This is a genomic window from Streptomyces xanthophaeus (genome assembly GCF_030440515.1).
Taxonomy (GTDB): domain Bacteria; phylum Actinomycetota; class Actinomycetes; order Streptomycetales; family Streptomycetaceae; genus Streptomyces; species Streptomyces kutzneri.
Map to the genome: position 1 here is coordinate 6,277,148 of NZ_CP076543.1, position 23,719 is coordinate 6,300,866.

General features: G+C 72.4%; 24 protein-coding genes and 1 pseudogene. 16 read left to right on the top strand and 9 right to left on the bottom strand.

Going from position 1 to position 23,719, the window contains the following annotated elements:
* Positions 1-11 precede the first annotated feature (11 nt).
* Genes pnuC through KO717_RS28015 form a run of 5 tightly spaced genes read left to right on the top strand, consistent with a single transcriptional unit; the run spans position 12 to position 4,193 of the window.
* Positions 12-620: a nicotinamide riboside transporter PnuC gene (gene pnuC, locus KO717_RS27995; RefSeq protein ID WP_301372046.1), complete on the top strand. Its 609-nt coding sequence runs from the start codon at positions 12-14 to the stop codon at positions 618-620.
* A complete protein-coding gene (locus KO717_RS28000) occupies positions 617-1,696 on the top strand; it encodes an AAA family ATPase (RefSeq protein ID WP_301372048.1) in 1,080 nt (359 codons plus the stop codon). Before pnuC ends, KO717_RS28000 begins: the two co-directional genes overlap by 4 nt.
* Complete coding sequence (locus KO717_RS28005) at positions 1,693-2,421, top strand: NUDIX hydrolase (protein WP_301372050.1); 729 nt, start codon at positions 1,693-1,695, stop codon at positions 2,419-2,421. Before KO717_RS28000 ends, KO717_RS28005 begins: the two co-directional genes overlap by 4 nt.
* Positions 2,418-3,431: an ADP-ribosylglycohydrolase family protein gene (locus KO717_RS28010; RefSeq protein ID WP_301372052.1), complete on the top strand. Its 1,014-nt coding sequence runs from the start codon at positions 2,418-2,420 to the stop codon at positions 3,429-3,431. Before KO717_RS28005 ends, KO717_RS28010 begins: the two co-directional genes overlap by 4 nt.
* A 3-nt stretch (positions 3,432-3,434) precedes the next feature.
* Positions 3,435-4,193 (top strand): nucleotidyltransferase domain-containing protein, encoded by a 759-nt coding sequence (locus tag KO717_RS28015; RefSeq protein ID WP_301372054.1) that lies wholly within the window; start codon positions 3,435-3,437, stop codon positions 4,191-4,193.
* On the opposite strand, the gene KO717_RS28020 is transcribed toward KO717_RS28015, so the two are convergent.
* The 3 genes from KO717_RS28020 to KO717_RS28030 all read right to left on the bottom strand — a co-directional run bounded on the left by KO717_RS28020 (position 4,182) and on the right by KO717_RS28030 (position 5,799).
* The gene (locus KO717_RS28020; RefSeq protein ID WP_301372056.1) at positions 4,182-4,862 is read right to left on the bottom strand and encodes a nucleotidyltransferase domain-containing protein; all 681 of its coding nucleotides are present in this window, start codon (positions 4,860-4,862) and stop codon (positions 4,182-4,184) included. The two genes, KO717_RS28015 and KO717_RS28020, sit on opposite strands and share 12 nt — an antisense overlap.
* A gap of 28 nt (positions 4,863-4,890) precedes the next feature.
* Entirely contained in the window at positions 4,891-5,376 is a 486-nt protein-coding gene (locus tag KO717_RS28025; RefSeq protein WP_301372058.1) for a Rieske (2Fe-2S) protein, read from the bottom strand.
* Between the two features lie 81 nt (positions 5,377-5,457).
* Positions 5,458-5,799 carry a DUF952 domain-containing protein gene (locus KO717_RS28030; RefSeq protein ID WP_301372060.1) on the bottom strand — a complete coding sequence of 114 codons (342 nt, stop codon included), beginning with the start codon at positions 5,797-5,799 and terminating at the stop codon, positions 5,458-5,460.
* Between the two features lie 136 nt (positions 5,800-5,935).
* On the opposite strand from KO717_RS28030, the gene KO717_RS28035 reads away from it, so the two are divergent.
* From KO717_RS28035 to der, 5 genes are all read left to right on the top strand, one after another.
* A complete protein-coding gene (locus KO717_RS28035) occupies positions 5,936-6,382 on the top strand; it encodes a YidB family protein (protein ID WP_301372063.1) in 447 nt (148 codons plus the stop codon).
* Between the two features lie 132 nt (positions 6,383-6,514).
* Entirely contained in the window at positions 6,515-7,603 is a 1,089-nt protein-coding gene (locus KO717_RS28040) for a prephenate dehydrogenase (protein WP_301372065.1), read from the top strand.
* 149 nt (positions 7,604-7,752) lie between these two features.
* Positions 7,753-8,460, top strand: coding sequence for a (d)CMP kinase (gene cmk / locus KO717_RS28045; RefSeq protein WP_301372067.1), 708 nt, complete (start codon positions 7,753-7,755; stop codon positions 8,458-8,460).
* A gap of 56 nt (positions 8,461-8,516) precedes the next feature.
* The gene (locus KO717_RS28050) at positions 8,517-9,104 is read left to right on the top strand and encodes a lysophospholipid acyltransferase family protein (RefSeq protein WP_373041677.1); all 588 of its coding nucleotides are present in this window, start codon (positions 8,517-8,519) and stop codon (positions 9,102-9,104) included.
* A 76-nt stretch (positions 9,105-9,180) separates the two neighbouring features.
* On the top strand, positions 9,181-10,644 hold the full coding sequence (der, locus tag KO717_RS28055; RefSeq protein WP_301372070.1) for a ribosome biogenesis GTPase Der: 1,464 nt from the start codon (positions 9,181-9,183) through the stop codon (positions 10,642-10,644).
* Positions 10,645-10,726: 82 nt separating this feature from the next.
* Here der and KO717_RS28060 read toward each other — a convergent pair.
* Positions 10,727-11,329, bottom strand: a pseudogene (locus KO717_RS28060) (tyrosine-type recombinase/integrase); the annotation flags it as partial.
* 273 nt (positions 11,330-11,602) lie between these two features.
* On the opposite strand from KO717_RS28060, the gene KO717_RS28065 reads away from it, so the two are divergent.
* Complete coding sequence (locus KO717_RS28065; protein ID WP_301372072.1) at positions 11,603-11,968, top strand: hypothetical protein; 366 nt, start codon at positions 11,603-11,605, stop codon at positions 11,966-11,968.
* A 134-nt stretch (positions 11,969-12,102) separates the two neighbouring features.
* Here KO717_RS28065 and KO717_RS28070 read toward each other — a convergent pair whose 3' ends face one another.
* From KO717_RS28070 to KO717_RS28080, 3 genes are all read right to left on the bottom strand, one after another.
* The gene (locus KO717_RS28070; protein ID WP_301372074.1) at positions 12,103-12,873 is read right to left on the bottom strand and encodes a hypothetical protein; all 771 of its coding nucleotides are present in this window, start codon (positions 12,871-12,873) and stop codon (positions 12,103-12,105) included.
* 610 nt (positions 12,874-13,483) lie between these two features.
* The gene (locus tag KO717_RS28075; RefSeq protein ID WP_367401545.1) at positions 13,484-13,846 is read right to left on the bottom strand and encodes a hypothetical protein; all 363 of its coding nucleotides are present in this window, start codon (positions 13,844-13,846) and stop codon (positions 13,484-13,486) included.
* Positions 13,847-14,054: 208 nt separating this feature from the next.
* Complete coding sequence (locus tag KO717_RS28080; protein WP_301372078.1) at positions 14,055-14,864, bottom strand: hypothetical protein; 810 nt, start codon at positions 14,862-14,864, stop codon at positions 14,055-14,057.
* 296 nt (positions 14,865-15,160) lie between these two features.
* Here KO717_RS28080 and KO717_RS28085 point away from each other — a divergent pair, with 296 nt between their 5' ends.
* From KO717_RS28085 to KO717_RS28095, 3 genes are all read left to right on the top strand, one after another.
* Complete coding sequence (locus KO717_RS28085; RefSeq protein WP_301372080.1) at positions 15,161-15,877, top strand: transglycosylase family protein; 717 nt, start codon at positions 15,161-15,163, stop codon at positions 15,875-15,877.
* 111 nt (positions 15,878-15,988) lie between these two features.
* A complete protein-coding gene (locus tag KO717_RS28090; protein ID WP_301372082.1) occupies positions 15,989-16,543 on the top strand; it encodes a hypothetical protein in 555 nt (184 codons plus the stop codon).
* A 37-nt stretch (positions 16,544-16,580) separates the two neighbouring features.
* A complete protein-coding gene (locus tag KO717_RS28095; protein ID WP_301372084.1) occupies positions 16,581-17,561 on the top strand; it encodes a helix-turn-helix transcriptional regulator in 981 nt (326 codons plus the stop codon).
* 286 nt (positions 17,562-17,847) lie between these two features.
* Here the strand turns inward: KO717_RS28095 and KO717_RS28100 are convergent, their stop codons facing one another.
* Together KO717_RS28100 and KO717_RS28105 are read right to left on the bottom strand one after the other, a co-directional pair.
* Positions 17,848-18,996 carry a phosphatase PAP2 family protein gene (locus KO717_RS28100; RefSeq protein ID WP_301372086.1) on the bottom strand — a complete coding sequence of 383 codons (1,149 nt, stop codon included), beginning with the start codon at positions 18,994-18,996 and terminating at the stop codon, positions 17,848-17,850.
* Positions 18,997-19,238: 242 nt separating this feature from the next.
* Entirely contained in the window at positions 19,239-20,354 is a 1,116-nt protein-coding gene (locus KO717_RS28105; RefSeq protein WP_437184588.1) for a hypothetical protein, read from the bottom strand.
* A 304-nt stretch (positions 20,355-20,658) separates the two neighbouring features.
* Between KO717_RS28105 and KO717_RS28110 the strand changes: the two genes are divergently transcribed.
* Positions 20,659-22,329: an MFS transporter gene (locus tag KO717_RS28110; RefSeq protein WP_301372091.1), complete on the top strand. Its 1,671-nt coding sequence runs from the start codon at positions 20,659-20,661 to the stop codon at positions 22,327-22,329.
* 209 nt (positions 22,330-22,538) lie between these two features.
* A complete protein-coding gene (locus tag KO717_RS28115; RefSeq protein WP_189739730.1) occupies positions 22,539-23,711 on the top strand; it encodes an acyl-CoA dehydrogenase family protein in 1,173 nt (390 codons plus the stop codon).
* Positions 23,712-23,719: the final 8 nt, after the last annotated feature.

The window sequence follows — 23,719 nt, forward strand, 5'->3', positions numbered from 1 at the left end:
GGGGGGTCGTCATGAGCTGGACCATGAGCTGGACCGAGGTGCTGGGCTTCGCCACCGGCGCCCTGTGCGTCTGGCTGGTCGCCCGGCAGCACGTGGCCAACTGGCCGATCGGGATCGCCAACAACGTCTTCTTCATCGCGCTCTTCGCCCAGGCCGGCCTCTACGCCGACGCCGGGCTCCAGATCGTCTTCATCGCCCTCGCCGCCTACGGCTGGTGGTCCTGGACCCACGGGGGTGGACCAGGAACCGCCGAGGCCCTGCCGGTGCGCCGCACCACGCGCACCGAATGGGCCGCGCTCGCCGCGGCGGGGGCGGTGGGGGTGCTCGCGCTCACCCTGCTGCTGAGCCGGGCCACCGACTCCACCGTCCCGTTCTGGGACGCACTGACCACCGGGCTCTCGCTCGTCGCCACGTACGGACAGTGCCGCAAGCTCGTGGAGTCCTGGTGGCTGTGGATCGCCGCCGACCTCGTCTACATCCCGCTCTACGCGTACAAGGGGCTCTACCTGACCTCCGCGCTCTACGTGGGCTTCCTCGCCCTGTGCGTGGCCGGACTCCTCGGCTGGCGGCGCACCCTGCCCGCGCGGGACGCCCGCACGGCGGCGGAGGCGACGGCATGAGACGCCACGGGCACGGCCTGGTCCTCGGCAAGTTCTACCCGCCGCACGCCGGGCACCACCACCTCGTACGCACCGCCCAGGACCAGTGCGAACGGCTGACCGTGCTGGTGTGCGCGGCCTCCGTGGAGTCCGTCCCGCTCGCCGACCGGGTCGCCTGGATGCGCGAGGCGCACCCCGGGGCCGAGGTCGTCGGCGCGGTGGACGACATCCCGGTCGACCTGCACGACCCGGAGATCTGGGAGGCGCACATGGCCGTCTTCCGCCGCGCGGTCCCCGGGCGGGTGGACGCCGTGTTCACCTCCGAGGAGTACGGCAGCGAGCTCGCCCGGCGCTTCGGCGCCGAGGAGGTCCTGGTGGACCGGGAACGGACCCTGTTCCCGGTGTCCGGTACGGCGGTACGCAAGGACCCGGCCGGCTCCTGGGAGTTCCTCGGGCCGGCCGTCCGCGCCGCCCTGACCCGGCGGGTCGTCGTCCTCGGCGCGGAGTCCACCGGGACCACCACACTCTCGCGGGCCCTGGCGGACCACTACCGGCGGCGCGGCGGCGTCTGGGCCAAGACGGGCTGGGTCGCCGAGTACGGGCGCCGGTACAGCGAGGAGAAGCTGGCCGCGGCCCGCGCCTGCGACCCCGCGGCCTCCTGGGCGGACGTCTCCTTCACCTCGCAGGAGTTCCCGGTCATCGCACGCCGCCAGGACGCGGACGAGGAGCACGCGGCCCGGCTCGGCTCCCCGGTGCTGTTCTGCGACACCGACTCCTTTGCGACCGCCGTCTGGCACGAGCGGTACATGGGCGGCCGGAACGCGGAGGTCGAGCGGATCGCCGACCTCACCCGGCGCGACCTGTACCTGCTCACCGACCACGCCGACGTGCCCTTCGAGGACGACGGACTGCGGGACGGGGAGCACCTGCGGCCCTGGATGACCGAGCGGTTCCGGGCGGAACTGGAGCACACCGGGAGGCGTTTCCTCGTCGTGCGCGGGGACCGGGCGGCCCGGCTGGAGGCAGCCGTCCGGGCCGTGGACGGACTGCTGGCCGAGGGCTGGCACTTCACCGACCCCCTTCCGGAGAACCGATGACCGCCGGCTATGACCCGTACGCCTTCGAGCCGTTCGCGGTGACCGTCGACCTGGCCGTCTTCACCGTGCGCGGCGGCGCCCTGCACGTCCTGCTGATCCGGCGCGGCCAGGAACCGTACGCCGGAGCCTGGGCGCTGCCCGGCGGGTTCGTCCTGCCGCGGGAGTCCGCCGAGACCGCCGCCCGGCGCGAACTGGCCGAGGAGACCGGCCTGCCGGACCACCTCGTGGCCGCGCTCCACCTGGAGCAGCTGCGCACCTACAGCGAACCGGACCGCGACCCCCGGATGCGGGTGGTCTCGGTGGCCTTCACCGCCCTCGTCCCCGACCTGCCGGAGCCGGCGGCCGAGGGCGGCGGGGACGCGGCGCACGCCCGCTGGCTCGCCCTGGAGGAGGTCTCGGAGCTGGCCTTCGACCACGCCCTGATCCTGGCGGACGCGCGGGAGCGCATCGGGTCGAAGCTGGAGTACACGTGCCTGGCCACCGGCTTCTGCCCGCCCGAGTTCACCCTCGGCGAGCTGCAGTCCGTCTACGAGACCGTCTGGAACACCACCCTCGACCGCCCCAACTTCCGCCGCAAGGTCCTGGCGACGCCCGGATTCGTCGAGGCCGTACCGGGCGCCGCCCGGCTGACCGGCGGCCGCGGCAAACCGGCCGCCCTCTACCGGCCCGGTCCGGCGACCACCCTCCACCCTCCCCTGCTGCGACCGGAAGGATCCACCCGATGACCACCAAGCGAGCCGCCACCGGCGCCATGATCGGGCTGGCCCTGGGCGACGCCCTCGGCTTCCCGACCGAGTTCAACGACGTGCCCTCGATCCTGGCCAAGACGGGCCCCTGGCGCGAGATGAGCCTGCCGCGCCCGGCGATCGTCACGGACGACACCCAGATGACCCTCGCCCTGGCCCGCGGCATGCGCACGGCGGCCGAGCGCGGCCCGGTGGGCCCGCTGCGCCTGACCCGGCCGGTCCGCGAGGAGTTCGTCGACTGGTACCACTCCCCGGAGAACAACCGCGCCCCGGGCCGCACCTGCATGACCGCCTGCCGGCTGCTCGACACCCCGGACCGGGACTGGCGCGACGCCAGCCAGATCGGCTCCAAGGGCTGCGGCGCCAACATGCGGGTGGTCCCGGTCGGGCTCGTGCCGGACTGGACCGAGGAGGAGCGGGCCGGCGCCGCACAGCTCCAGTCGGCCCTCACCCACGGACACCCGACGGCGCTCGCCGCCTCCGACCTGACCGCACGGGCGGTCCACCTGCTGGCCGAGGGCACCGAGGTGACCGGGCTCGTCGGACGGCTGCGCTCCTACGCCCTGGAGAACCGCACCCGCTACCACGAGCGCTGGCTGGGCGACCTGTGGATGCGGACCGCGTCCGACGCCTCCCCGGAGTCCTTCATCGCGCGGGGCTGGGACGAGTGCCTGGCGGTCCTCGACCGGCTCGCGGCCGCCCTGCGGTCCCCCTCCCCGGAGACCGACCCCTGCCTGACCACGGGCGACGGCTGGATCGCCGAGGAGGCCCTCGCCACCGCCCTGCACTGCTTCCTGCTCTTCCCCGACGAGCCGCTGACCGCGCTGCGCCGGGCCGCCTGCACGCGCGGCGACTCCGACTCCCTCGCCTGCCTCGCGGGCGCCTTCGCCGGAGCCCATCTCGGCGCGGACGTCTGGCCCCGCGAATGGGAGGGCCGCATCGAGTACCGGGACGAACTCCTGGCCTTCGGCACCCTCTGGGACGCTTGAGCCATGCTGGACGCACTGAGTATCGACCTGACCCCCGTCGTGGCGGAGCAGCCCGACCCCCTGCTCTTCGCCACGGTCTCCGGCGCGCACCTGTACGGCTTCCCGTCCCGGGACTCCGACATCGACCTGCGCGGCGCCCACCTGCTCCCGGCGCGGGACCTTCTGGGCCTGCGCGATCCGCAGGAGACCCGGACCCGCATGTGGGACCGGGACGACGTGGAGATGGACCTCGTCACCCACGACCTGCGCAAGTTCGTCCGCCTGATGCTGAACCGCAACGGCTACGTCCTGGAGCAGCTGCTCTCCCCGCTCGTGGTCCACACGACGGCGGCGCACGAGGAACTGATCGCGCTGGCCCCCGGCGTGCTGACCTCCCACCACGCCCACCACTACCGGGGATTCGCGGGCACCCAGTGGCGGCTCTTCGAGAAGGCCGCCGAACTCAAACCGCTGCTCTACGCGTTCCGGGCGCTGCTCACCGGCATCCACCTCATGCGGTCGGCCGAGGTGCAGGCGCACCTGCCGACCCTGCTGGCCGAGGTGCCGGAGGCGCCCCCGTACCTCGCCGCCCTCATCGAGGCCAAGGTGGCCGCCGAGCACGGGGGCTACGAGGGACCGCCCGTCGGCGGCGTGCGCGAGGACTTCGAGGCGCTGCACGCCGTGCTGGACGCGGCGCAGGCCGCGTCCGCGCTGCCCGAGCAGGCGACGGCGTACGACGCTCTCGACGAGTTCGTCGTACGGCGGCGCACGCTACGCGGCTGACGCGCGGCGGGTGCGGACCAGGAAGTCCTGCACCCGGGCGTGGTCCGGCTCCGCGGGCAGCACGGTGGCGACCAGGGCGTTCTCCGTCTCCTCCTGGAGGCGGGCCATCCAGGCGTCGACCTCCTCCCAGGTGAGCTCGCCGCGGCGGACCGCGAGCAGGCGGTCGCGGTAGGGGCCGGCGTCGATGGCCAGCCGGCCGGTGCGCAGGAGGTCACGGCAGGACAGCAGCAGGCGCAGCAGGTGCATGGCGTGCTTCCAGCGCGGGGCGCCGTGGACGCGGACGTCCGCGAGGAGCTTGCCGCGCTGGGAGGCCGCGTACCGGCCGAAGCTGGTGTGGGCCCGGCGGGAGAGGAAGGCCCCGCGGAGGGAGAGCAGTTCCTCGCCGACCGGGGTGACCTCTTCCACCAGGGGGGAGTGCAGGCACTCCAGGATGTTCGGGTTGGCCCGCAGGGCGAGTTCGCAGAAGCGCTCCAGCTCCCAGGAGATCTCCTCGTCCCGCGGGCCCTCCACATGCGTGGGGGGCTTCTCGAACCGCCAGAACAGCGGCGTCGGGGCGAGGTAGACACCGCGCAGGTCGGTGTCGCTCGCCTCCGTCGCCAGTCCGAACGCCCGGGAGCCCATCACGCACCGGTAGACCGTGTGGTCCCGTACCAGCGTCAGATCGTCCATCCCGGGAGCGTAGGCGCCTGACCTGCCGCTATGCGAGCGAGATATTGCCGTCCGCCGCGACCTTGATCTTCTTCTCGGCCAGCCCCTTGGTGGCCGGACCCTTGGTCACCGCGCCGTCGGCGATCGCGAACTTGCTGTTGTGGCAGGGGCAGTCGATGCTGCCGTCCTCCACCTTGTTGACCAGGCACCCCTGGTGGGGGCAGACCGCCGTGAAGCATTTGAAGGTGCCGGCCTTGGGCTGGGTGACCACGACCTTCTCCTCCTTGAAGACCTTGCCCCCGCCCACCGGTACGTCCGCCTTCTTGGTGAGGGTCTTGCCGGCGGCGCCCGTGTCCGCCGACGTGGCGGGAGCCGGGGCGGCGGGCTCGGCGGGCTGGGCGGGCACCTCGTTCGGTTCCCCCGGGGAGGCCTTCTCGCCGCCGTTGCTGCCGCAGGCGCTGATCGCGCCGCCGGCCAGGGCGGCCGCGCCGATCGTCAGTACCGTGCGCCGGGCGGTGTGCGTGAGGTCGCTCATGAGTCTCTCCTCGCTTCGTGGCCGGATGGCGTGCAGCATCCTGGCCTGCGGCGGGCCTCAGGTGAAGCCTGCCGCGCCGGTTCATCGGCCCGGTTCCCATGGGGCCAGTGAGGCAGGGCTGCCGGGTGTGCGTACGACCTCCCACACGTGGATCACGGCTTCCCGGTTCAGCGGACCGTGAACATGTGGATATCGGCCACCGGAATCACTCTCCCGGCGGACCTCGGCGGTCAGCACGCCCTCGTCGAGCTCCACCGCGAGCAGGATCCCGGGTACCGACCGGTAGTGCGCGTCGACGATCGCGAGTGCCGTGGGGCGGTCCGCGGAACAGTGGACGAACCCCTCGGCCTCCAGCGAGGGCGGGGCGTACGGGAGCTCGGGCGCGGCGGCCCAGTCGGCGAGCGGGACGATGTGGAAGATCATGCGGATCGTTCTACCTCAGGGGAGCGGACGTGTGCGCCAGGTGGCGGCATAGTCCGTAATGGGTGACATTGTCCGTGTTCCGAAGCCGGGTGTGCCACTGTCCGCGCGCCCCGGCCCCTCTGCGAAAGGCATCACGATGGCGGGTAACGACCTCGGCTCCCTGCTCGGCGGCCTCCTGGGTGGCAGCGGCGGCCAGGGCGCGGGCTCCGGCGGCGGCAACATCCTCGGTGCGCTGCTCGGCGCCCTCATGGGCGGGGCCGGCGGTTCCCAGGCCGGCGGTTCCCAGGCCGGCGGGAGCAACCCGCTCGGCGGGCTGCTGGACATGCTGACCAAGGCCGGCCTCGCCGACCAGGCCCGGTCCTGGATCGGCACCGGCGAGAACCGGTCGGTCAGCGGCGCCCAGATCGCCGGGGCGGTGCCCGACGAGGCCCTGCAGAAGGCGGCCGCACAGGCCGGCGTCAGCCCCCAGGAGGCCGCCGACCAGATCGCGCAGGCCCTGCCGGCGGCCGTCGACAGGCTGAGCCCGGAAGGACAGCTTCCGTCCGGTTCGCTGGAGGACATCATCCGCGCGCAGAAGTTCTGACCGTCCGGCAGCGCCGCACGAGGGCCCGGCAGCCGTCCCACGGGATGGGCGGTCGGGCCCTCGTGCCGCGGGTGCTGGATACCCTGGCCGGACAGTCCGTCAGCTCGCCTTTTCGTCCCCTGGGAGTGCCTCGTGAGAACCGCCGTCGTCATCGGAACCGGACTGATCGGCACCTCCGCGGCGCTCGCCCTGTCCGCCCGGGGGATCACCGTCCACCTCGCCGACCACGACCCGGACCGGGCCCGTACGGCGGCCGCCCTCGGGGCCGGCACCGACGAGGCCCCCAAGGAGCAGGTCGACCTCGCGATCGTCGCCGTACCGCCGGCCCACGTGGCCGCGACCCTGGCCGACCTGATCGGGCGCGGGGTCGCGCGCGCCTACGTGGACGTCGCCAGCGTCAAGGGCGGACCGCGGCGGGAGCTGGCGGCGCTCGGCGTGGACGTCACCGCGTACATCGGGACGCACCCGATGGCCGGCAAGGAGCAGTCGGGGCCGCTCGCCGCCACCGCGGACCTCTTCGAGGGCCGCCCGTGGGTGCTGACCCCCTCCCGGGACACCGACCACGAGGTGCTCAACCTCGCGCTGGAGCTGGTGGCCCTGTCCCGGGCCGTACCGGTGGTCATGGACGCCGACGCCCACGACCGCGCGGTGGCGCTCGTCTCGCACACCCCGCAGCTGGTCTCCAGCATGGTCGCGGCCCGGCTGGAGGAGGCCGACGAGACGGCGGTCCGGCTGTGCGGGCAGGGCATCCGCGACGTGACCCGGATCGCGGCCTCCGACCCCCGGATGTGGGTGGAGATCCTCTCGGCCAACCCGGGACCGGTCGCCGACGTCCTCGCCGGGATCGCCGCCGACCTGGAGGAGACCGTGGAGGCGCTGCGGGGCCTGCAGTCCGCCGACGTGGAGAAGCGGCGCGGCGGCGCCGCGGGCATCGAGGACGTGCTGCGCCGCGGCAACGCGGGCCGGGTCCGGGTGCCGGGCAAGCACGGCGCGGCGCCCACGGTCTACGAGACGGTGGCTGTGCTCATCAGCGACCAGCCCGGTGAGCTGGCCCGCATCTTCGCCGACGCGGGGCGGGCCGGGGTCAACATCGAGGACGTACGGATCGAGCACGCGACGGGCCAGCAGGCCGGCCTCGTCCAGCTCATGGTGGAGCCGCGGGCGGCCGCCGGCCTGACCGCCGAGCTGCGCGAGCGGGGCTGGGCACTGCGACAGCAGTAGCGGAGCGGCGCGGCGGCGGGCGGCCCGGAGGGGCCGGCCGGCCCCCGGAACGCACGGCGGGGACGGGGGCCGTCCGGGGCCGGTAACCTTGGGGAGGGGCGCTTTGCCGCGCCCGGACACGTACGCGCAACCAGGAAGGTGCCCGCACCGTGGAAACCGCAGCTCCGTCCGCCGTGATCGTCGCCATCGACGGTCCCTCCGGCACGGGCAAGTCCAGCACCTCCAAGGCCGTGGCCGCCAAGCTCGGGCTGCGCTACCTGGACACCGGCGCCCAGTACCGGGCCATCACCTGGTGGATGATCACCAACGGCGTCGACACCGACGACCCGCAGGCCATCGCGATCGCCGCCGGCAAGCCCACCATCGTGTCCGGCACCGACCCGGCCGCCCCCACCATCACCGTGGACGGCCTCGACGCCGCCGGTCCCATCCGGACCCAGGAGGTCACCTCCAAGGTCAGCGCCGTCAGCGCCGTCCCCGAGGTGCGCACCCTGATCACCGACCTGCAGCGCTCCATCGCCGCCGAGGCGGCCCAGGAGGCCGACGGGATCGTCGTCGAGGGCCGGGACATCGGCACCACCGTCCTGCCCGACGCCGACCTCAAGATCTTCCTGACCGCTTCCGCCGAGGCGCGCGCCGCCCGGCGCAGCGGCGAGCTCCGCGGCAAGGAGGCCGCCGACCTCGCGGCCACCAGGGAAGCGCTGATCAAGCGCGACGCGGCCGACTCCGGCCGCAAGACCTCCCCGCTGGCCAAGGCCGACGACGCCGTCGAGGTGGACACCACCGAACTCACGCTCGACCAGGTGATCGAGTGCGTCGTGACGCTGGTGGAAGAGAAGCGGGCGGGCCGCAAGTGAGCCAAGCGCCCTCCCTCAAGGGTGCGGCGGTCGGCAGGCGCATCGGAATCGGGCTCATGTACGGGCTCTGGAAGCCGCGCGTGCTGGGGGCCTGGAAGGTGCCCGCCTCGGGCCCCGTCATCCTCGCCGTGAACCACTCGCACAACATCGACGGCCCCATGGTCATGGGCACCGCGCCCCGGCCGCTGCACTTCCTGATCAAGAAGGAAGCGTACGTGGGCCCGCTCGGCCCCTTCCTCGAAGGGATCGGGCAGGTCAAGGTCGACCGCGGCGGCCCCGACCGGACGGCGATAGGCCGCGCCCTCGGCGTGCTCGACAATGGAGGGGCCCTGGGGATATTTCCCGAGGGCACCCGGGGCGAGGGCGACTTCGCCTCGCTGCGCGCGGGCCTCGCGTACTTCGCGGTCCGCAGCGGCGCACCCATCGTCCCCGTGGCCGTCCTCGGCAGCGGGGACACCCCGGGCCGGGTCGTGAAGGGCCTTCCGGCCCTCAAGAGCCGGGTCGACGTCGTCTTCGGCTCCGCCTTCGACGCGGGTGACGGCAGTGGCCGCCGGACCCGTACCGCGCTGGACGAGGCCACCGTACGCATCCAGGACCGGCTGACCGCCCACCTGGCCGACGCCAAGCGCCTCACCGGGCGCTGAGCGAGACTTGAAACCAGTAGTGGAACCGCGCTGCGCGGGTACCACCGATCACCACGAACGACGAGGAACGGACTTCATGAACGACCAGCACGACCACGGAGCACTTGGCGATGCCGAGTACGCGGAGTTCATGGAGCTCGCCGCGGAAGAGGGCTTCGACATCGAAGAGGTCGAAGGCGCGATCGAGGAGGCCGGTCACGGCCCGCTTCCCGTCCTCGCCGTCGTCGGCCGCCCCAATGTCGGCAAGTCGACCCTGGTGAACCGGATCATCGGCCGCCGTGAGGCGGTCGTCGAGGACAAGCCCGGCGTCACCCGCGACCGCGTCACGTACGAGGCCGAATGGGCCGGCCGCCGCTTCAAGGTCGTCGACACCGGCGGCTGGGAGCAGGACGTCCTCGGCATCGACGCCTCCGTCGCCGCCCAGGCCGAGTACGCCATCGAGGCCGCCGACGCCGTCGTCTTCGTCGTCGACTCCAAGGTCGGCGCCACCGACACCGACGAGGCCGTCGTACGGCTGCTCCGCAAGGCGGGCAAGCCCGTCGTGCTGTGCGCCAACAAGGTCGACGGCCAGAGCGGCGAGGCCGACGCGGCCTCCCTGTGGTCGCTCGGCCTCGGCATGCCGCACCCGGTTTCCTCGCTGCACGGCCGTGGCACCGGTGACATGCTCGACGCGGTCCTGGAAGCCCTGCCCGAGGCCCCCGCGCAGACCTTCGGCGGCGCCGCCCCCGGCGGCCCGCGCCGCATCGCGCTGATCGGCCGCCCGAACGTCGGCAAGTCCTCGCTCCTGAACAAGGTGGCGAAGGAGGACCGCGTCGTCGTCAACGAGCTGGCCGGCACCACCCGCGACCCGGTCGACGAGCTCATCGAACTCGGTGGCATCACCTGGAAGTTCGTCGACACCGCCGGTATCCGCAAGAAGGTGCACCTGCAGCAGGGCGCCGACTACTACGCCTCCCTGCGCACGGCCGCCGCCGTCGAGAAGGCGGAGGTCGCGGTGATCCTGATCGACACCACCGAGACCATCAGCGTCCAGGACCAGCGCATCATCACGATGGCCGTCGAGGCGGGCCGCGCGATCGTGATCGCGTACAACAAGTGGGACGAGCTCGACGAGGAGCGCCGCTACTACCTCGAGCGCGAGATCGAGACCGAGATGCAGCAGGTCTCGTGGGCGCCCCGGGTGAACGTCTCGGCGCTCACCGGCCGCCACATGGAGAAGCTGGTCCCGGCGATCGAGACGGCGCTGGCGGGCTGGGAGACGCGCGTCCCCACCGGCCGGCTGAACGCCTTCCTCGGTGAGGTCGTCGCCGCCCACCCGCACCCGATCCGTGGCGGCAAGCAGCCCCGCATCCTGTTCGGTACCCAGGCGGGCAGCAAGCCGCCGCGGTTCGTCCTCTTCGCCTCCGGCTTCCTGGAGCACGGCTACCGGCGCTTCATCGAGCGCCGCCTGCGCGAGGAGTTCGGCTTCGACGGCACCCCGATCCACATCTCGGTGCGGGTGCGCGAGAAGCGCGGCGCCCAGTACAAGAAGAAGAAGTAGTTCCCAGTCTGATCAAGCCCCCCACCTGCATCTTCTCCGCAGGCGGGGGGCTTGCTCCTTGCCCCGGGCCGTCTGTGGGCCGTCAGGCCGCGGCCGGGGGCTCTTTCGGACCGGGGTAGAGGGACGACACCGCCTGCCGCGTGCGCTCCCGACTGCTGGGCATCAGGTGGGCGTACACCCGAAGGGTCAGTCCGGGATCGGAGTGCCCCAGGTACTCTGCCACCGCCTTGATGTTCTCTCCGGCGTCCAGGAGGACCGACGCGTAGAAGTGCCGCAGGGCGTGCATACCGTGCTCGCGAGCCGCGGCGTACGTCTCCTGCCCTTCGTCCCGCTCGGGGATGACCCCCGCAGTGGCGAGAGCAGGCTTCCACTGGTCGCTGTTGAACTGGTTCCGCCAGACGTGATGGCCCAGCGGTGCCGTGAAGACGAGCCGCTTCGTCACCGCCGGCCCCCGGCTCGTGCCCCAGGGCAGTGTGATGGCCACGGGCGGGCACACCTTCATATGGGCACGCAGGATGTCAGCCACAGGTCCCGGCAGCGGCACGTCACGAAGCTTTCCGCCCTTCGGCAGGGCGAACACGGGCCTGCAGCGACTCAGCTTGAGCTGATGGACCACATGCACCGTGTCCGCCTCGAAGTCGAGCGCGTCCACGTCGATGCCGAAGATCTCTCCCTGCCTCAAGCCTTGGCGTCACGTCGCGGACGGCCCGAAAGGCGCGTAGGCCAGATAGAGAAACGGTTGTAGCCGGATCCCGGGAGCGACCGCGGGCGGCTGCTCTGGGAAATGTTGACGAGAAGCAGGAACTGGGTTCTGAGCGTTGCAGGCCGAGGCCGATACGAAGGGCCCTACCTGGCAAGCCGTGAGGCTTCTGATCTTGCCGGACACCCATTCCTTCCATGGCATCCCCGACTACGCTTGCCATGGTCACGGCCAAGATCGAACGAGGGGGGTACACCCATGCCGTACGAGACCGGCGCCAAGGTGAAGCTGACCAGGGATGTGCAGCTCACCGCAAACGACACGGCGGCCAGGATCGGCTTCCCCGGTCCGCTGTCCCTGGCCGAGGGCTTGGAGGGCATCGTCACGGGCTCGGCAAAGGAAGCCGGCGGCGTGGCCCAGGACGGGCTCGCGGAATTCGAACGGCGAGTCCGCGGCGTCCAGTTCGATGGCCACACGGCCGGCATCATCGACAATCTCCGTCAGCAGATCATCCGGCACGGGGGGCTCGACGCCGGAGTCGGCGCTCAGATCAGATACAAGGTGCGATTCGAGAACGGGTTCGTTCTGGGCGGTCTTGAAGAAGGCTGGCTGACCGAAGCCTGAGTACCTGCCGCGACGCCCCGCCGGCCGGCGGGGGCGTCGCGGTCTCTGTGGCCCGTTCTCACCAGCCTCGCCCGAAATGGCGGACGGAAGCCGGCGAAGAAGCCTCACCGGCCTCCGTGCCGGTGCGGTCCTCCTCAGCCCGGGTATGCGATCGATCCCAGCGGCGGGCAGGGTATGAGCATGGTGCCGGCGCCGGGGCGTTCGACGAAAGCCCGGGCCTCGGCGGCCCGCAGGCGCTGGGAATCCAACTCGTCGGCGTCCCAGGCGTCGCGCCTGGCACGGGCGTAGTCCCACGAGTCGTCGATGAGACTGAGGCTGGTATTACCGGAGCTGCGCTGGAACTCCGCCTTCAAGGCGGCCCGTTGGAGTGCGGTCTGGGTCGCCGCGAGGTCGATGCGGGTGATCAGGACACCGAGGGTGTTCGGTTCCCGGGTCGGCATGGGGGCCTGCGGAAGCGGCGACACCCCGGTGTCGAGACGGCCGATGTTGTCAACGGCCGCTGTCTGGGCGTCTCGCACCATGAGCTCCATTTCCTGGTGCAGCCAGAAGAACTCGTCGAAGTCCGCCTGGGTGATGCGCATCCGCTGGTACAGGGCCCGGAAGCGGGGATCGTCGTGCAGCGGACGTAGGGGGGCGACGTGGAGCGCCACGCAGTCGTTGTAACCGGCTGCCACCGCGGCGTCGAGGTGGAGGATTCCCTGGTTCGCCTCTCCGCGTAGGACGGCCATGACGCCGAGGCTCGCGTGGCCGGCGGCGACGAGCCACGTGCCGTCGGGGCCGAGCGCCGCGGCGCGCGCGACGACGTCGTGGAAGCCCGCGGTGGCCACCGCGGCGGGACCAATGGTCATGGCCTCCACCAGCAGTTCGTGAACACGGGCGGCCAGTGAGTTGACGGTGTCGACCATGGATCTCCTCGGACCTCGGTGGGTGAAGATCGTAACGAGTGTTGATTCTCTGGCAACTCCCGTGGACATGACGGGCGGACGGGGTGAGCGGTTCCTGCTCGGGCCGGGCCGTGGCTGCTCTCCTGCGCATGCACGGCGAGGAGTGGCCGGTACAGACTCAGGCCCCGGTCTCTGCCTGTCGCTCACCTGTCATCCGCCTGTCGCCTGTCACCTGTCTGTCCTTTGGGACTCCACTACCCAGTCGCCGCAGGGGGCGGAGGCGGCGTGCTCGGTGGGCGCCCAGAGGTCGTCGCCCGAAGGGCGGTCCTTGTCGCTTGTCGCTTGTCGTCTTGGGCCTGGTGGGCACCTCAGCCCCGGATGTGTGGCTGTGAGCTGGGTGAATGGGGACGACAAGCGACAAGACAAGCGGTCCCGGGCTGGTTGACCGGGCGTCGCGCCGGGCCGTCTGTGGGCCGTCGAACGCCTCCCAAGGCTGACCGACGTCTACCAACAGTGACCGCTCAGCAGCAGGTCAGGCCGGTGCAAAGGGGAGCGCGCCCTGGTCGAAAGGCGGGCCGGTAAGACCAAGAAGAAGTAGGACCGGGCGGGGACTCCGGCGGACTCGGCGGGGTCAGTAACCCCGGCGCGGAGCGGGCGGCAGGGCCGCCGGGATGTGCATCATCCCGGTCTGGTGCTGCCGCCCGTCGGCGTATCCGGGGCTGCCCGCGTACGAGTACGCCGGCAGCGGCTGCGGGGTGTACGAGGGCTGCCAGCCGTCGACGCGCTGCCACGCGGAACCGTTCCAACCGCTGCCGTACGAGCTGCCGCTCGTGTACGAGCCCCCGTAGGAGAAGGACGTGAACCCGTGGTCCTCCTCGCCCGTACGGTCGCCCGGCAGCGCCCGGAAGGCGCGCAGGTACTCCGAGTACAGCGTGTCGTAGATCGGGGTGTGCGAGACGGCCGGAGGGGTGTCCAGGTCCCGTGCGGGACGCATCGCGGGGACGGTGCTCGGATAGGACGGGGCGCGGGAGGAGTCGTATGAATGCACGTACCAGCCAACGAAACCGGCGCGCTGCGGATGCGGGGTGACAGGGGACGAAACGCAGATCGCCGGGGGTGTGCGGGACGGACCGCACACCCCCGGCGCACGCCGCCCGGCCCCCTCGGCGGGGGGCTGGGCGGCCGTTCTCGTACCGGCTGGGTCAGGCGCCGGGCGTACCCGCCAGCGGCATCGCGGCGGCCACGAGCTTGCCCGCGGCGGCGGCCTTGTCCAGCGCGTCGCGCAGCAGGTCCTCACGGGGCTGCTGGCCGATGGAGCCGACCGGGGCGGCGTAGATGAGCACACGCTGGGTCTTGTTGACGGCGGCCCGCCAGCCGTCGGTGACCGACAGCGCCTGGTGCGCCTGCCACCAGGCGACCTGGCCGCCGCCGTCGTTGCCCGGCTGCAGCACGGCGTGCAGCTGGCCCGCGGCGAGCAGGACCGACCAGCCGCCGAGGACGGTGGGGACCTCGGAGGTGTCGGTGACCGGGATGAAGCCCTGCTCGATCAGGAGCGGGAGGAAGTCGTCGCCGGGGCCGTCGCTGCCGGGGCGGGCGATGGGCGCGGTCGGCTCGACGACCAGGGCGGGGTGCAGCTCCCCGGCGATCAGGATCAGGCCGCTGGTGATGCCGAGGACGGCCTGGCCGCCGGGCACGTTCTGCGGGGCGGCGCCGGGGCCGCCGGCGGCGGCCGGGCTGTCACCGGTGATGCTGCGGACGGCGCCCTGGAGCTGCTCCTCGGAGACCGACACCACCTGCGAGGGGATGCAGGTGGCGTGGGCGAAGGCGAGGACGGCGGTCTCCTCGCCGACGAACAGCACGGTGCTGGTGCGGTCGTTCTCGGGGTCGCCCGGGGTACGGCAGGAGGTGCAGTCGTAACTGCGCGGCGCGTCTTCGCCGACGAGCAGCCTGTCGGCTTCTTCGTCACCGATCTCGGCACGTACCTCATCACTGACGTCGAGCATGCGCGGCACGGGGTGGCTCCTCGGCATAGGTGCGGGTCCGGGAGGCTCCCGGCTCGCCGGGCTCAACGGCCGGGCGGCGGCCGGGGTCACGCCATTTGAGGGAACGGATTCGAACCTGGCCCCCGGAAGGGTGAACCGTGCGACCGGAGCTTCGCTTTCATGCCAACTGTTTTCTGGTTGTGCTCAGTTGATGCCCGGGTGTGGTCGTTTGGGGCGGTGGTGGCGGTCGGCCGACCGGGTGGGGTGCGGTGACCTGCCGCGTGGCGGGCCGAAGGGGGCCGCAGGGGGCTGCGTAGCGTGACCCGATGCCCAACCACCGGACCTGTCGGGCCGTATCCGGCGGCGCCGTCGTGCTCGCCGCCGTGCTGGCGCTCGTACTGCCCCGCGCGGCCGCGGCCGCGGCTCCGCCCCCACCGGCGCCCGGGCCGGCCGGGGCGGCGCACCCCGGCTCGCCCGGTGTGATCGGTGACGGGCCGGGGGACTGCGGACCGGGCGGGGAATGGCCCTGGGACTGTGTGGCCGACTGCGAGAGCGGCGGGCGGTGGGCGGTGAACACCGGCAACGGCTTCTACGGGGGGCTGCAGTTCTGGCAGCCGACGTGGGAGGAGTTCGGCGGACTGGCGTTCGCGAAACGGGCCGACCTGGCCAGCCGCGTGCAGCAGATCCGGGTCGCGGAGGACGTCCTCGGCTCGCAGGGCTGGAACGCGTGGCCGGTGTGCTCCAAGCGGTACGGGCTGGCCGGCCGGATGCACGCGGTGCGGGACGGCGACACGCTGGTGTCGGTCGCCCGCAAGCACCGGGTCCGGGGCGGCTGGCGGGCCCTGTACGAGGCGAACCGGGAGCGGATCGGGCCGAAGCCGGAGGCCCTCACGGTGGGCATGCTGCTGGCCCTCCCGGCCCCCGAGCCCGCCGCCCCGCCGCAGGTCCCGGCCGGGCCGGCGCCCACGCCCGCGCCGGTGCCGGGGCCGGTCACCGCGCCGGTGCCGGTGCCGGTCACCGCTCCGGCGGCCCCGCGCCCCTGACCGGGGCAGCCCGGGCCGCCCCGGCCGGCCGCGCGTTGCGCGATGCCGTGAGGGCGCCGACCCTGGAAACGACGAGCCGAACGGCTCGCCCGGACACCGGTGGTGAGCCAGATGCTCCAGAGCAGACACCCACGCGCCCACCCACACGTACACCCCCGCGCACCCGTACGGGCCGCGGCCTGCACGGCGGCCGCGGTCCTGCTGGCCGTTCCGGCGGCCGTGGGGTGGTCCGCGCCCGCGGTGGCGGCGGGGCCCCCGGGCCCACCGTCCGCCGCGGTCCTGATCCTGCCGGACGCGGACGGGCCCGCGGATCCCGCGGCGGCCAAGGAACAGATCGAGAAGAACTGGACCGCGTTCTTCGACCCGAAGACGCCGACCGACGAGAAGGCCGGGCTGTTGCAGCACGGCGACCTGCTCAAGGTGCTGCTGGACGGCTTCTCGGCCGGTGCCGAAGCGGCCAGGACCTCCGTCGAGGTCACCGGTGTCACCTTCACCTCGCCCACCGAGGCCGAGGTGACCTACGACCTGAAGGTCGGCGACGAGACGGTACTGCCCGGCAGCAAGGGGACCGTGGTGCTGGAGGACGGGGTCTGGAAGGTCTCCGTGAAGACCCTCTGCGCACTCGTCGAGCTCAGCGGCGCCGAGGCACCACCGCTGGTCTGCTGAGGCCCGGCCGGCCGCGGCACGCTGGCAGACTCTGGGGATGCTCGACACCTCCGCACGACTGCTGCGTCTGCTGTCCCTCCTGCAGGCCCACCGCGAATGGACCGGGGCCGATCTCGCGGACCGCCTCGGGGTCACCGCGCGGACGGTCCGGCGCGACGTGGACCGGCTGCGGGAGCTCGGGTATCCGGTGAACGCCAGCCCCGGGACCGGCGGCGGCTACCAGCTGGGCGCCGGGGCCGAGCTGCCGCCGCTGCTGCTGGACGACGACGAGGCCGTGGCCGTCGCCGTAGGCCTGCGGACCGCCGCCGGGAACGGGGTCGAGGGCATCGGGGAGGCCTCCGTACGCGCCCTCGCGAAGCTGGAGCAGGTGCTGCCGTCGCGGCTGCGCCGCAGGGTGTCCGCGCTCAACGAGTTCACCGTACCGATGCTGCGCGGCGCCCAGCGGTCCACCGTGGACCCCTCGGTGCTGACCGAGCTGGCCTCGGTCTGCCGGGACGGCGAGCGGCTGCGCTTCGGGTACCGCGACCACGAGGGGAACGTCAGCCGCCGCACCGTCGAACCGCACCGGCTGGTGTGCACCGAGCGGCGCTGGTACCTGGTCGCCTGGGACCTGGACCGGGAGGCGTGGCGGACCTTCCGCGCGGACCGGATCGAGCCCAGACCTCCGCACGGACCGCGGTTCACCCCGCGCCCGGCACCTGCCGAGGACCTCGCCGCGTACGTCTCGGAGGGCGTCTCGCAGCGGGTGTACGCGGCCCGCGCGGTGGTGCGGCTGAAGGTTTCGGCACAGGACGCGGCACGGATCATCGGGCCGAGCGACGGGGTCCTGGAACCGGTCGACGGGCAGAGCTGTCTGCTGCGCACCGGGGCGGTCAACCTGGACGTTCTGGTGATTCACGTCATGCTGCTCGGTTGTGAGTTCGAAGTGGTCGAGCCGCCGGAGCTGACGGATCGGATCAGGGCCGCGCGGGATCTCCTGGGCAGGGCCGTGGAGGCCGGAGAAGTGAAGGAAATGTAGGGGAGCTGAGGGGGATTCAACTGGTCTGGTCCAAGAGGATCGTGGCAATCCCGGACAGGAATTCGGCAGGGTTCGGCGCAAATTCCAAACCACCTGAACCCCGGGCGTGTCGCGGACCGGTAAACAATTTGCGGCTGTTGATATTCTGTGACACAAGCGTGACCCGGGACGGACGAACGTCCGGGCGTGGCGCTGACGAACGGCGAAGGCGGGCCGGGTCCGAGGACCTGGCCCGCCTTCGTGCATCGCGGGGGGAGGGGGTGCGTACCGCCCCCGCGGGAGGGCGTCAGCCGCCGGCCACCGGACGGGCCGCGGCCCCCCGGGCGGGGGCCCGTTCGGTGTGCGCGGGGCGGCGGCTGCCGACCGGCGTGACCGGGGTCCGCTCGGAGCGGATCACGTGCGGCCGGCCGGCCGGGTGCACGGCGGGCCGGGCGGTGGGGGAGTGCGCGGTGACGCTGCCCGCGGCGCTCGTGGTGGTCGCGGCGCTCGTGGCGCTCGTGGTGGCCGTGGTGGCCGCCACTGCCACGGTGGCCGTGACGGGCTGCGGGACCTGCTCCCCGGCAGCGGCAGCGGCAGCGGCAGCGGTCTCGGCGGGGCTCCGCAACTGCCACTTGCCGCCCGCCGAGAGCAGCGGGGTGAGTACGGAGACGACGGGCGCGGGCATCCGGCCGGTCTCGGCGCGGCGGCGCAGCAGCTCGCGCACGTCGAAGACGTAGGCCTCGGTCCGGGCGATGAGCGGCTCGAACCAGGGGAGGGCCAGCAGGATCAGCAGGCCCGCGGACCATCCGAGCAGGACGTCACTGACCCAGTGGGTGCCGAGGTAGACGGTGGTGGCGCCGACGCTCAGCGAGACGACCGCGGACACCACGGACAGCACCCGGCGGGTGACCCCGGTGGAGGCCAGGTAGGCCAGGATTCCCCACGTCACCACGGCGTTGGCGGTGTGACCGGAAGGGAATATATCGCCACCGGCGAAGAGTTCGGCGGATCCGATCTCCGTGGCGTAGTGCGGACCGAGCCGGCCGAGGCCGAGCTTGACGGAGCCGACGGTGATGTTGAGCAGCAGCAGCGCGACGCCGAGGGTGATCAGCGGGCGGAGGGTGTGCTGCCGCCAGGAGCGCCAGCCGAGCCAGGCGGCGACCATGACCGCGGTGGGTCCGCGCTGGCCCAGCACGACCAGATAGTCGAGGAAGGCGTGCAGCTGCGGCCACTGCTCGTAGGGCCGGAAGAACATGATCTGCCAGTCCAGGCGGACCAGCCAGGAAGTGGTCAGTACGGCGACCACGATTGCGAGATAGAAGGCGAGGGTCGATCCCAGGAGTACGACGCGGTGCCGGCTCATCTGCGGGGTTTGCAGATGAGCCGGTCGCTCTGGTTCCCGGTCCAGCCGGGCGAACACCCGCTCCAGACGGGTCAGGATTTGGTCGGTACGCACTCAATCGACGTTACCGCCCGTCGATGGTCGGCCCGGGCGAATCGCGGGCTTTGTGATGACCATGTGATGTGGAGTTGGTCTCACGCGGGACTTAATTCCCGTTATTTCGACAGAGGTTGGCGGCCGCTTGATCCACTGCCCCGGTGAATTGTTTCGGTCACTTATCCGGACTTTATTGCCTCGGGGGCCATTTCTTTTGCTGAAAGATGGACCGGAATCACCCATTCCGTGACGTGGGGGCTCTATGGAGGACCCGAGCCGTTCAGCCAGAACGCTCCGTAGACCGCCGAGGCCAGGGCCAGTGCGCCCACCACCGCGGCCGCCCGCCCGGTCCGCCACCGCGCCAGCGCCACCGCCGGCGGCAGCAGCAGCGGGAAGGCGGGCAGCAGCAGCCGGGGCTTGGAGCCGAAGTACCCGGACGCGCACAGCGCCAGCGCCACGACGATCCCGCAGTACACGAGCAGCGGCACCGGCTGCCGCTGCTGGACGCACTTCGCGTACAGCCAGAGCACCAGCACGACCCCCGCGATCAGCCCCACCCCGGCGAGGAACGCGGACGAGGCCAGCTTCGCCCCGATGAACCCCGCGAACGCCCAGCCGCCGTCGAAGCCGTTGCCCCAGCCGCCCTGCACGTCCAGGTAGCCCAGCAGACCGCCCCCGGTGCGCGCGCCGACCCACAGCACGTACGCCCCCGCGCCCACCGGAGCCAGCAGCACCCCGGCGACCGTCCGCCAGGACCGCTCCCCGCGCCGCCAGGCCATCGCCGCGGCCACCCACACCGCCGCGACCACCGCCGCGCCGACCGGGCGGGTCAGTCCGGCCCCGGCGGCGAGCAGCCCCGCCGTCAGCCACCGCCCGCGCAGGGCCCCGTAGAGCGCCCAGGCGGCCAGGGCGGTGAACAGCGACTCGCTGTACGCCATGGACTGCACGATCCCGACCGGCAGCGCCGCCCAGACCGCGACCGCGAACACCCCGGCCCGGCGGCCGTGGACCAGATCGGCCACCGCGAAGATCCCCCAGGCCGCGGCGAGCCCCGCGACCACCGACACCACCAGACCCGAGGAGCCGTACGAGAACCCGGTCGCGGCGGACACCACCCGTTCCAGCCACGGCAGCAGCGGGAAGAAGGCCAGGTTCGAGTGAACGTCCCCGTTCGGGAGGAGCACCTCGTACCCGTACCCCTCCGCTGCGATGCGGGCGTACCAGAGCGAGTCCCAGCGGGCCGACAGCAGCGTGTGCGGGCTGCTGCCGACCGCCGCGCCCCACGCCGCGAGCACGGTCAGCCCGAGCAGCCGGACCGCCGCGAAGACGGCCAGCGCGGGCGCGGCCCGGCGAAATCCAAGATCTTCCACACGCATGATTATCGGTGGAGCCGGAGATACGCCCCTCAAGGGGCAGGGAACGTGGCGTGCGGAAACCACGGGCCGTGAGCGCGCGTGTACACGGGGGGAGGGGGACGGCGGAGGGAGTGGCATACGCCACACCGGGGCCGCCGCCGGGATGAGAGCTTGACCACGTGTCGGCCAGACGAACTCGCGTACGCTGACCGTTCACTCGCGTGTCGATGCCGGACCCCGTTGGACGCCGCACAGCGCACCACCCCCCGTGGCTCCACAAGACGCTGGTCCGCCGAGCGCGAGGGATCACCTGGGAGGTACATGCATGTCGGGGACGAACGCGGCCGGGGTCCGGACCCCTTCCCCCTGGCAGCGGCTGAACGCCGCCTCCGGTGGGACCAACCGCTGGGTCGTCCTGGCGGTGCTCTGCGTCAGCCTGGTCCTCGTCGCGCTCGACGCGACGATCCTGCACGTCGCCGTCCCCTCCGTCACCGAGGACCTGCGCCCCGGCTCGATCGAGCTCCTGTGGATCGTCGACGCCTACCCACTGGTCTGCGCCTCGCTGCTCATCCTCTTCGGCACCCTCGGTGACCGGGTGGGCCGCCGCCGCATCCTCCTCCTCGGCTACGGGCTCTTCGGCGTGGCCTCCGCGATAGCGGCCCTCGCCGACAACGCCCAGGTCCTGATCGCCGCGCGCGCCCTGCTCGGCATCGGCGGCGCGATGATCATGCCCGCCACCCTGTCGATCCTGCGGCAGGTCTTCCCCGACCGGCGCGAGCGGGCGCTCGCCATCGGCATCTGGACCGCCGTCGCCGCCATCGGCGCGGCCAGCGGCCCGGTGCTCGGAGGCTTCCTCGTCCAGCACTTCTGGTGGGGCTCGGTCTTCCTCATCAACATCCCGCTGATGGCGCTGATCCTGCCGCTCGGCCGCTGGCTGCTGCCGGAGTCGCGCGGATCCGCCGACGGGCCGTGGGACGTGCTCGGCGCGCTGATGGCCGTCGCCGGAGTGCTCGGCGCGGTGCTCGGGATCAAGCGGCTGGGCGCAGAACGCCGGCTCCTCGACGCCGAGGCGCTGCTCCCGCTGCTGCTGGGCGTGGTGCTGCTCGTGCTGTTCGTGCGGCGGCAGAAGCGGCGCGAGCACCCGCTGATCGACATGCGGATGTTCTCGCGGGCCGCTTTCTCCACCTCGGTCGCCTGCATCGTCCTCGCCATGCTGGCCCTGGTCGGCCTGGAGCTGATCGCCGTCCAGTACCTGCAGCTGGTGCTGCACCTCAGCCCGCTGGAGACCGGCCTGCGGCTGCTGCCGCTGACCTTCGCCGCGATGGCCGCGGGCGCCACCGGCTCGTACACCCTGGGGCGGGTCGGGCCGCGCACGATGGTGTCGCTGGGCTTCGTCCTGACCGCCTGCGCCGTGCTGCTGCTGACGCTCATGGGCCAGCAGGACCGGCCGCTGCTGCTGACCATCGGCTTCATCCTGCTCGGTTTCGGGCTGCAGACCACGCTGTTCGCCGCGTACGAGTCGATGCTGAGCGAGGCCCCGGCGGCCACCGCGGGCGGCGCCGCCTCGATCGGCGAGACCTCGTACCAGCTGGGCGCGGGCATGGGCATCGCGCTGCTGGGCAGCGTGATGAACGCGGCGTACCGGCCGGGGCTCGTGGGCGTGCCGGGGGTGACGGCGGCCGATTCGGCGGGCGCGGCGAATTCTCTGGGCGAGGCCTACCAGATCGCGGCGCACCTCGGCGGGCCGGCGGGGGCCTCGCTGTACGCGGCGGCGCGGCAGTCGTTCGTGCACGGACTGCATGTGACCTTGCTGGTGAGCGCGGTGCTGTTGTTCGCCGGGGCGGTGATGGCGCTGAAGCTGCCGCGGGTGATGGACTGCGGGGCGGCGGAGGACGAGGCGGCGCCGGCCGCCGGCGAGGCGGTGCGGTTGCCCGCGCAGGCGAAGGGCGAGGTGCGGGCGGCTTCGGCCCCGGCCCCGGTCGAGCAGGCGGGCTGACGGTCTCGCCCGCCGGTGCGGCGCCGTTGCCGGGGGCGATGCCCCCGGACCCCCGCGCCTCGAACGCCGACGGGGCCGGGATGGTGCGGCCGGGCTGAAGTCGCGGGGCCGGATCGGTGGGGGCTGGATTTGCCCGGCCCGGGCGAATAGCTTCGGGCGAGCGCAAAACTTGCGCTGCTAGGTTCTGTCTCAGGCCGCCGGGAGGCCCAGTGTCCGCGTTCCTGCCCCATGATCCGCTCGGGCTCGACGAGCTCCTCGGGCCCGAGGACCTCGCCGTCCGGGACACCGTCCGCGCCTGGGCCGCCGACCGCGTACTGCCGAACATCGCGCAGTGGTACGAGAGCGGCGAGCTGCCCGGTATCCGCGAGCTGGCCCGGGAGCTCGGTGGCATCGGAGCGCTCGGGATGTCCCTCCAGGGCTACGGGTGCGCCGGTGCCAGCGCCGTGCAGTACGGGCTCGCCTGCCTGGAGCTGGAGGCCGCCGACTCCGGGATCCGCTCGCTCGTGTCGGTGCAGGGATCGCTCGCCATGTACGCGATCTGGAAGTACGGCTCCGAGGAGCAGAAGCAGCGCTGGCTGCCCGGCATGGCCGCCGGCGAGCTGATCGGCTGCTTCGGGCTGACCGAGCCCGATGTGGGATCGGACCCCGCGGCGATGCGGACCTACGCCAAGCGCGACGGCACCGACTGGGTGCTGAACGGCCGCAAGATGTGGATCACCAACGGTTCCGTCGCGGCGGTCGCCGTGGTGTGGGCGCAGACCGACGAGGGGATCCGCGGTTTCGCGGTGCCCACCGACACCCCCGGGTTCTCCGCGCCGGAGATCAAGCACAAGTGGTCGCTGCGGGCCAGCGTCACGAGCGAGCTGGTGATGGACGACGTACGGCTGCCCGCCGACGCGGTGCTGCCGCTGGTCACCGGGCTCAAGGGGCCGCTCGGCTGCCTCAGCCACGCGCGGTACGGGATCATCTGGGGATCCATGGGCGCGGCGCGGGCCAGTTTCGAGTCCGCGCTCGACTACGCGAGGACGCGGGAGCAGTTCGGCAAGCCGATCGGCGGTTTCCAGCTCACCCAGGCCAAACTGGCGGACATGGCCCTGGAACTCCACAAGGGCATCCTGCTCGCCCACCACCTGGGCCGGCGCATGGACGCGGGCACCCTGCGGCCGGAGCAGATCAGCTTCGGCAAGCTCAACAACGTCCGCGAGGCCATCGAGATCTGCCGCACCGCGCGGACCATCCTCGGCGCCAACGGGATCTCCCTCGAATACCCCGTCATGCGGCACGCCACCAACCTCGAATCGGTCCTCACCTACGAGGGCACCGTCGAGATGCACCAGCTGGTGCTGGGCAAGGCGCTCACCGGCCTGGACGCCTTCCGGTGAGAGCCCTG